The sequence below is a fragment of the Desulfobacter sp. genome, from assembly GCF_050177295.1.
Window position 1 is genome coordinate 1 of record NZ_JBFXHE010000236.1, and the last position, 6794, is coordinate 6794.

A 6794-nucleotide genomic window follows, 5' to 3' on the forward strand; every position below is an offset into this window, starting at 1 on the left:
TCCTGCAGGAGAGCTTAACGTTACCCAAAACGTCGTTTTCCAGGCATAAATAGCCGCACTCCGAGAAAAAAATTCCCGAAATTGTCCTTGGACAGGTGTTCAGAAATTTAGGTGGTGGATTTGGGTTATTTATCAGGGCTTGACTTCAAACGCTGAAAGGCATACCCTGCAAAGGTTTTTGTTCTCAGGGCGGGGTGCAATTCCCCACCGGCGGTAACCTGGTAATTTTAAGGTCAAATTCCAGGAAAGCCCGCGAGCGCTTTGCAGCTTTTTGCGCAAAGGTCAGCAGATCTGGTGAAACTCCAGAGCCGACGGTTACAGTCCGGATGGAAGAGAATAAGAAAAAAATAACACCATTGCGTTTACAGCTTACTGACAGCTTTTGTCGGCAAGTGCTGGTATGGCAATGGATGATGTTATCTTGCCTTTTTATTCCCACGCCCTGATTCATGTATTAATTTATCACTATTACCAAGGAGTTGAATCATGAATCAGAATCCTTTAAAACAGTTTGGAAATTCCCGGCAGCGTTTACAGGCCGGGCTTGAAGCCCTTCGCCGGGGCTCAGGCATTTTGGTGGCTGACAATGAAAACCGGGAAAATGAAGTGGACCTCATTTTTGGGGCACACAGCCTTAAAGTGGACCAGATGGCTATGCTGATCAGGGAATGCAGCGGCATTGTCTGTCTGTGTCTTCCCCGGGCAAAGATCGCACACTTAAACCTTTTTCCAATGGTAAAAAACAACACAAGTCATTACCAGACTGCGTTCACAGTATCCATTGAAGCAGCCAAAGGAGTCACCACAGGGGTTTCTGCCCGGGACCGGGTAACAACCATTCAAGCAGCCATTGCCGATGAGGCAGTCCCGGAAGACCTCAATTGTCCCGGCCATATTTTTCCGTTACAGGCAAAACCCGGGGGCGTCCTTGAACGCGCCGGCCATACCGAGGCCACAGTTGATCTTATGGCCCTGGCTGGTTTGCCCCCATACGGGGTTTTGTGTGAACTTACAAATCCCGACGGAACCATGGCCAGGCTCCCCCAGGCTGCGCAATTTGCTCTGGATAACGGTTTTACAATGCTCACAGTTGAAGATATTATAAACTACAGACTTGGGTCACAAAGCATTAAAGCATCATAAATTTTTCCCGGCATCGGCAATTTTTTTTGCCTGATGCCGGAAAAACAATGGTTGGCTCGCCTGTTATAGATTCTTTCTCGCCAATTCACTAAAAAGTTTTGACTTTATTCATAAACCTGTGTTAAAAATTTTTAATATATCGTGCTATTTTGCTCTAAGCAGGTAATGTTCAGAGCCGTTACTCAAGTATCTAACAGTATTATTAAACTGTATTCTTACGTTAAGTTCTATTTCCCCGATACCTATCCATTTCCATGGGTAATTTTTTACGAGATCTTAACCATACGGAGGAAACATCATTGAACGATTTTTTAAACAATATGAGAACTTCCGGTAAAAAGGAAACATCGTCCAGCAGAAAAAACATGGACGGCAACTACTTTCCGCCTGGAGAACGGCGTATTCCAAAGAGCAGGCGACCCTCCGCCTTTAACCGGTCAAACTCCATTCCTACAAAAGAAGCAAGGGAAACGGAAACCGGGGACCTGATCCCGGTTATTGCCGAAAACACCACACAACTGGTCAAAGAAATAGGCAGGATAGCAGCGGTAAGTGAGATGATCATAGAATCCCAAATGCGCCAGCAAAATGCCATAGCTAACTTTTTTGAATCCTTGAAAGCGCTTATGGCAAACAGGCAATGCCCGGATGACATGCCCATGGCAACAGCCAGCTATGCCTCGGGCACCCATTACACTAAGGATGACATCATCTCTACTATTAACAGGATGCGAGATCAGGGCGCCACATTTGCAACGATTGCTGAATATCTAGGAGACAAGGGTATTCCGACCTTTTCCGGCAGGGGGCAGTGGCATGCCCAGACCATCCACAGGCTTTGCAAACAGATTTAATCTTTATTCCGCCCTTATTTAAATTGTTGGGCCTTAGGCTTAGTTTAATATTCACAACCGTATAATTTTTATATATGATGTTCCCCGCCTTTACATTTTTTTTGTAAAGTCATATTTGTCTTTGAATAAGAAATAGAAAAACCGTTCTCAAGCAGACCCGTTTTCAAACGGACAACAAATATTGGGGAGGTTGATTATGACAAAAGCCACTTACTGGGCAGATTCCTACGTAGATAAACGTTGCAGTGCCCAGGACGCCCTGAAACATATCCGGCCTGGTCAACGCGTATTTATAGGCTCCTCCTGTGCTGAACCCCAGCACCTTGTCAAAGAGCTATCCACTATTTCCGCAAGATTCACCGATCTTGAAATCGTGCGCCTGCTCAGCATTGAAAGTGGACCGCTGACGCTTATCGCTAATGAGTCCCACTCCCAGAAGTTTAAAATCAGATCCTTCTATTTGGGATCCTGCGCTCCCAGTATTATCAGTAAAAATCAAAGGTTTATTACGCCTGCGAACCTGTCCCAGATCCCCCACCTGTTCAAATCCGGACTCATGCCGTTGAATGCGGCTCTGATCCAGGCCTCGCCGCCCGATGACTTTGGGTGGATGAGTCTTGGAATCTCCGTGGATATCAATCTTTCGGCCTGCGAAACTGCTGATATTGTCATATGCCAGATTAACCCCAAAATGCCCCGTGTTCTGGGCAGAAGCTTTATCCATGTCAATGATGTTGATTTTATTGTGGAACATGAGGACTCGCTTTTAACCATCCAGCCGCGTCCTCAACAGGAGTCGGATAATATTATTGCCAAACATATTTCACGTCTCATCGAAGACGGTTCAACCATCCAAACAAGTCTTGGCGTAACCACTGAGGCAATTATGGTGGCTTTGTCAGGTAAAAATGATATTGGGATTCATTCACAATACCTGTCAGATGCAATCATGCACCTTTTCTCCATTGGGGTGATTACAAATAAGAAAAAAGGATTCAATAACGGAAAGCTTGTGGCCAGCGCCGCCGTAGGCTCTACCCTGCTCTATGAATTTCTTGACGATAACCCCTCCATTGAATTTTACCCTTCGGATTATATCAACAATCCGGGAATCATCGGTCGCCACAACAAAATGGTCACCCTGAACACGGCCATGGCCATTGATCTTACCGGCCAGGTGGCTGCCGATGCCCTGCCGTTTAACAATTACACAGGAATTAATGGTCTGCTGGATTTCACCCGGGGGGCCGCCATGTCCGAAGGTGGAAAATCCATTCTTATGATGACCTCCACCATGGATCACGGGCAAAAAAGCCGAATTGTGCCCCGTTTAACAGAACACGCCGTGGTGGTTCCAAGGGGAGATGTCCAGTTTGTGGCAACAGAATACGGGCTGGTGAATCTTTTTGGCAAAACACTTCAGGAACGGGTCATGGCCCTGGTATCCATTGCCCATCCGGATTTCAGGGATGGACTGTTTGCCGCAGCCAAGGATATGGGCCTGATTGACAGTGACCGCAAATTTAAACAGGCCATTAAAGGCGTTTACCCGCTTAAATATGAAGAAACTATTGTTATAAAAGATATTCCCATTACATTCAGACCGGCAAAACCGGTGGATGAGCGGTTTATCCAGGAACACTATTACACCATGAATCGTGGAGATATTGTTTCCAGGTTCTTTCATGAAAAAAAAAGTTTTGCCTATGATCAGATTGAAACCACCTATGAAATTGATTATATTAATGATCTGACCATTGTGGCGACCATAGGCGAACTGGGATTTGAAAAAATTATTGCCGTGGGCGAGTATTTCAGGAACACGATCATTAACATGGCCGAAGTTGCTTACTCCGTATCAAAAGAATACCAGGGCATGGGAATTGCCTGCATCTTACAGAAAAAACTCAATCAGGCAGCCATTGACAACGGTATTAAAGGACTGATCGCCTATACCTCTCCGCATAACAAAGGCATGATCGGCCTTTTTCACAAACAGCCATATAAAGTCACAACTGAAAGAAATGATGATATGCTTATTCTAAGCTGCATATTCAATGAACCTAAAGAAGAGGATGACGACGGCGGAAAAGCCCTAGGCAACGCCATTCTGTCCATGGGTTAAAATTTTAACCTTTTCTCAATAGCAAAGCCACGGATTCAATGTGATAGGTGTGGGGAAACATATCTACAGGGGTCACTTCCAGCACAGCGTAACGTGATGCAAGCATTTCAAGATCCCTGGCAAGGGTTGCAGGATTGCAGGAGACATAGACGATTTTGCCGGGAGAATGGGCTAGCACGTGTCCCACCACATCCTTGTGCATGCCCACCCTGGGCGGATCAATGATCACCACATCCGGCTTTTCAGGCACCTGTCTAAAAATATCCTTGATGTCCCCTTCCAGAAAGGTGCAGTTATCAATGCCGTTCAAACTTACATTTTCTCTGGCATCAAGCACAGCAGAATGAACGATCTCAATTCCGTAGATTTTTTTTGCCTGGCCGGACAGCCAGATGGGAATGGTCCCAGTGCCTGAATACAGATCCAGAACCGTCTGGGAGCCGTCAAGGCCGGCATAATTAGAGACTTTTGTGTACAATTTTTCACAAGCCCGGGTATTTGTCTGAAAAAAAGAGTTTGCCGAAATTTTAAACTGATAACACCCGAGTTTTTCGATCAGATGATCTTCTCCATGGATAAGGACCTCTTCCTTGCCCGTAGAGACCCCGGATCGGGAATCTGTAATATTATTGACAATACAGCGTATCTGACTGAATTTTTCCACAAGCTGTGTGCTTAAGGATTCAATGACATCAGCCCTTTTTTCAGTGGTCACAAGGTTGACCATCCACTGATCCCGGGCCACGGAATGCCTTAGCATGACAAAGCGCCAGAATCCCTCGTGGTTGCGCAGGTGATATGCCCCAAGCCCGGATTGGGCCACAAAACCACGGATGGTCTCTAAAATTTCATTGCCTAGGGCCGGCATGATATGACAGGCGTGAATATCAATCACCTTGTCAAAGGTGCCGGGCACATGCAATCCAATGCCAAAACCCTTTTTAATGGAATCATCAGCCAGTTCCTCCGGCATGAGCCAGCGCATGGAGGAACAGGAAAATTCCATTTTATTGCGGTATTCGTAAACATAATCCGAGGGCACAACATCTGTGACCCGGACATCTTTTAAGCGTCCGATGTGCGCCAGCGACTCTACAACATGGCGCTTTTTGTATTCAAGCTGACGTTCGTAAGGCAGTTGCTGCAATTTGCAGCCCCCGCAAAACCTGTTGTACTCGCATCTTGCCTCCTGGCGAAGGGGCGAAGGACTGACAATATTGACCAGTCGTGCTTCGGCCCAGGATTTCTTTTTTTTGAAAATTTTTACAAAAACCCGGTCCCCCGGGATACACCGGTCCACAAACACGGGAAACCCATCGGGTTTGGCCAGACCCTTTCCCCCAAAGGCAAGGTCAATAATGTCAAGTTCGTAGGTTTTGCTTTTTTTAACGGGCATTTTATACTATATCTTATGGTTATATATATGGTTAAGTTGGTGAAAAAGTCGATAAATATACAAAGGTATGGACACAAAGACAAGATGAAAATAGTGGAAATCAATTTTACAGCTGATGGATTCACCCTGAAAGGCACCCTTCATCTTCCCGAATGTTCCATGCCGCCCCTTGTTGTCGGCTCCCACGGTCTTGAAGGCAGCCGAACTTCAGCAAAACAGATGCTTTTGTCAAAGGTTCTGCCTGCAAATAAAATTGCCTTTTTCCGTTTTGACCACAGGGGATGCGGTGACAGCCAGGGCAGCTTTATTAAGGATACCAGTCTTGAAAAACGCGCAAAGGATTTTTGTGCGGCAGTGGGCCATGTTCTTGAAATGAAGGTTACATCAAACCGGGTTGCCCTGTTTGGCTCCAGTATGGGGGGTGCCACCTGTATCAGCGCCTGGCAGGAGCTTGAACGCGCAGGATTCAGGATTCAGGGGGCTGTTTTGTGCGCCTCCCCCGTGAACACCCGAACCATAACAAGGATTCCCATGGCAGGAAATGACAAGCGCCCTGCCCTTTCTGTAGACTTTTTCAAGGATAACCTTTTGTATGACCTTTCCGACCAGGCAAAGGCGCTACACCATGTCATGATTTTCCATGGCAGTGCCGATGAGGTGGTCCCGGTGGAAAATGCCAGTATCCTCTATGCTGCCATGCAGGCTCCCAAAGAGATGATCCTCCATGACGGCGGGGATCATCAGATGACAAACCAGGCACACCAGCAGGATTTTGAACAGAAAATGACCGCCTGGTATAAATCTGTATTCTATATATAGTTTATCCGCAGATTCGCCTTAGTTTTTAACAAGTTCCCTGCGCAGCATCTCAAGGGCCATGGCGGCAAACAGTTGTTTGTTGCGTTCACGGTCACCGCGGTCCAGCATAAACCGTTGGGAATGCGACCCCAACGGACCTGCCACCCCAATGCATACGGTCCCCACAGGCTTGGCCTCGGTCCCGCCGGAAGGGCCGGCAATGCCCGTGGTGGACACAGCCCAGTCTGATCCGCCGGCTGTTCTGACGCCAATGGCCATTTCAAGGGCCGTGGTTTCATCCACCGCTCCATGATTTTCCAGGGTTTCCCGGGACACGTTAAGAATTGTTACTTTGGCGGAATTGGCATAGGTGGTGGCTGAAAACAGAAAATAATCAGAGGCACCCGGCACATCCGTTATCAGATGAGCCACAAGTCCGCCTGTGCAGGATTCAGCCACACTGAGTGTCTGCCCACGC

General features: G+C 47.0%; 6 protein-coding genes and 1 riboswitch. Of the genes, 4 read left to right on the forward strand and 2 right to left on the reverse strand.

Annotation, left to right across the window (positions count from 1 at the left end; translation table 11 throughout):
- Positions 1-176 precede the first annotated feature (176 nt).
- Positions 177-342, forward strand: a riboswitch (FMN riboswitch).
- Positions 343-486: 144 nt separating this feature from the next.
- The 3 genes from ribB (at position 487) to AB7U36_RS15310 (ending at position 4122) form a co-directional block, all read left to right on the forward strand.
- Entirely contained in the window at positions 487-1143 is a 657-nt protein-coding gene (ribB, locus tag AB7U36_RS15300) for a 3,4-dihydroxy-2-butanone-4-phosphate synthase (protein WP_428160585.1), read from the forward strand.
- 299 nt (positions 1144-1442) lie between these two features.
- Positions 1443-1997: a hypothetical protein gene (locus AB7U36_RS15305; protein WP_428160586.1), complete on the forward strand. Its 555-nt coding sequence runs from the start codon at positions 1443-1445 to the stop codon at positions 1995-1997.
- A gap of 196 nt (positions 1998-2193) precedes the next feature.
- Complete coding sequence (locus AB7U36_RS15310) at positions 2194-4122, forward strand: GNAT family N-acetyltransferase (protein ID WP_428160587.1); 1929 nt, start codon at positions 2194-2196, stop codon at positions 4120-4122.
- Between the two features lie 4 nt (positions 4123-4126).
- Here AB7U36_RS15310 and rlmD read toward each other — a convergent pair whose 3' ends face one another.
- A complete protein-coding gene (gene rlmD, locus AB7U36_RS15315) occupies positions 4127-5518 on the reverse strand; it encodes a 23S rRNA (uracil(1939)-C(5))-methyltransferase RlmD (protein WP_428160588.1) in 1392 nt (463 codons plus the stop codon).
- 84 nt (positions 5519-5602) lie between these two features.
- Between rlmD and AB7U36_RS15320 the strand changes: the two genes are divergently transcribed.
- On the forward strand, positions 5603-6337 hold the full coding sequence (locus AB7U36_RS15320; RefSeq protein WP_428160589.1) for an alpha/beta hydrolase: 735 nt from the start codon (positions 5603-5605) through the stop codon (positions 6335-6337).
- Between the two features lie 18 nt (positions 6338-6355).
- On the opposite strand, the gene AB7U36_RS15325 is transcribed toward AB7U36_RS15320, so the two are convergent.
- Positions 6356-6794: CinA family protein (locus tag AB7U36_RS15325; RefSeq protein WP_428160590.1), on the reverse strand; the 439-nt coding region annotated here is incomplete at its 5' end.

What these genes read in the sequence shown, in the direction of transcription:
- ribB (WP_428160585.1), top strand. Translation starts at nt 487, where the DNA reads ATGAATCAGAATCCTTTAAAACAGTTTGGAAATTCCCGGCAGCGTTTA.
- rlmD (WP_428160588.1), bottom strand. Translation starts at nt 5,518, where the DNA reads ATGCCCGTTAAAAAAAGCAAAACCTACGAACTTGACATTATTGACCTT.
- AB7U36_RS15320 (WP_428160589.1), top strand. Translation starts at nt 5,603, where the DNA reads ATGAAAATAGTGGAAATCAATTTTACAGCTGATGGATTCACCCTGAAA.
- AB7U36_RS15310 (WP_428160587.1), top strand. Translation starts at nt 2,194, where the DNA reads ATGACAAAAGCCACTTACTGGGCAGATTCCTACGTAGATAAACGTTGC.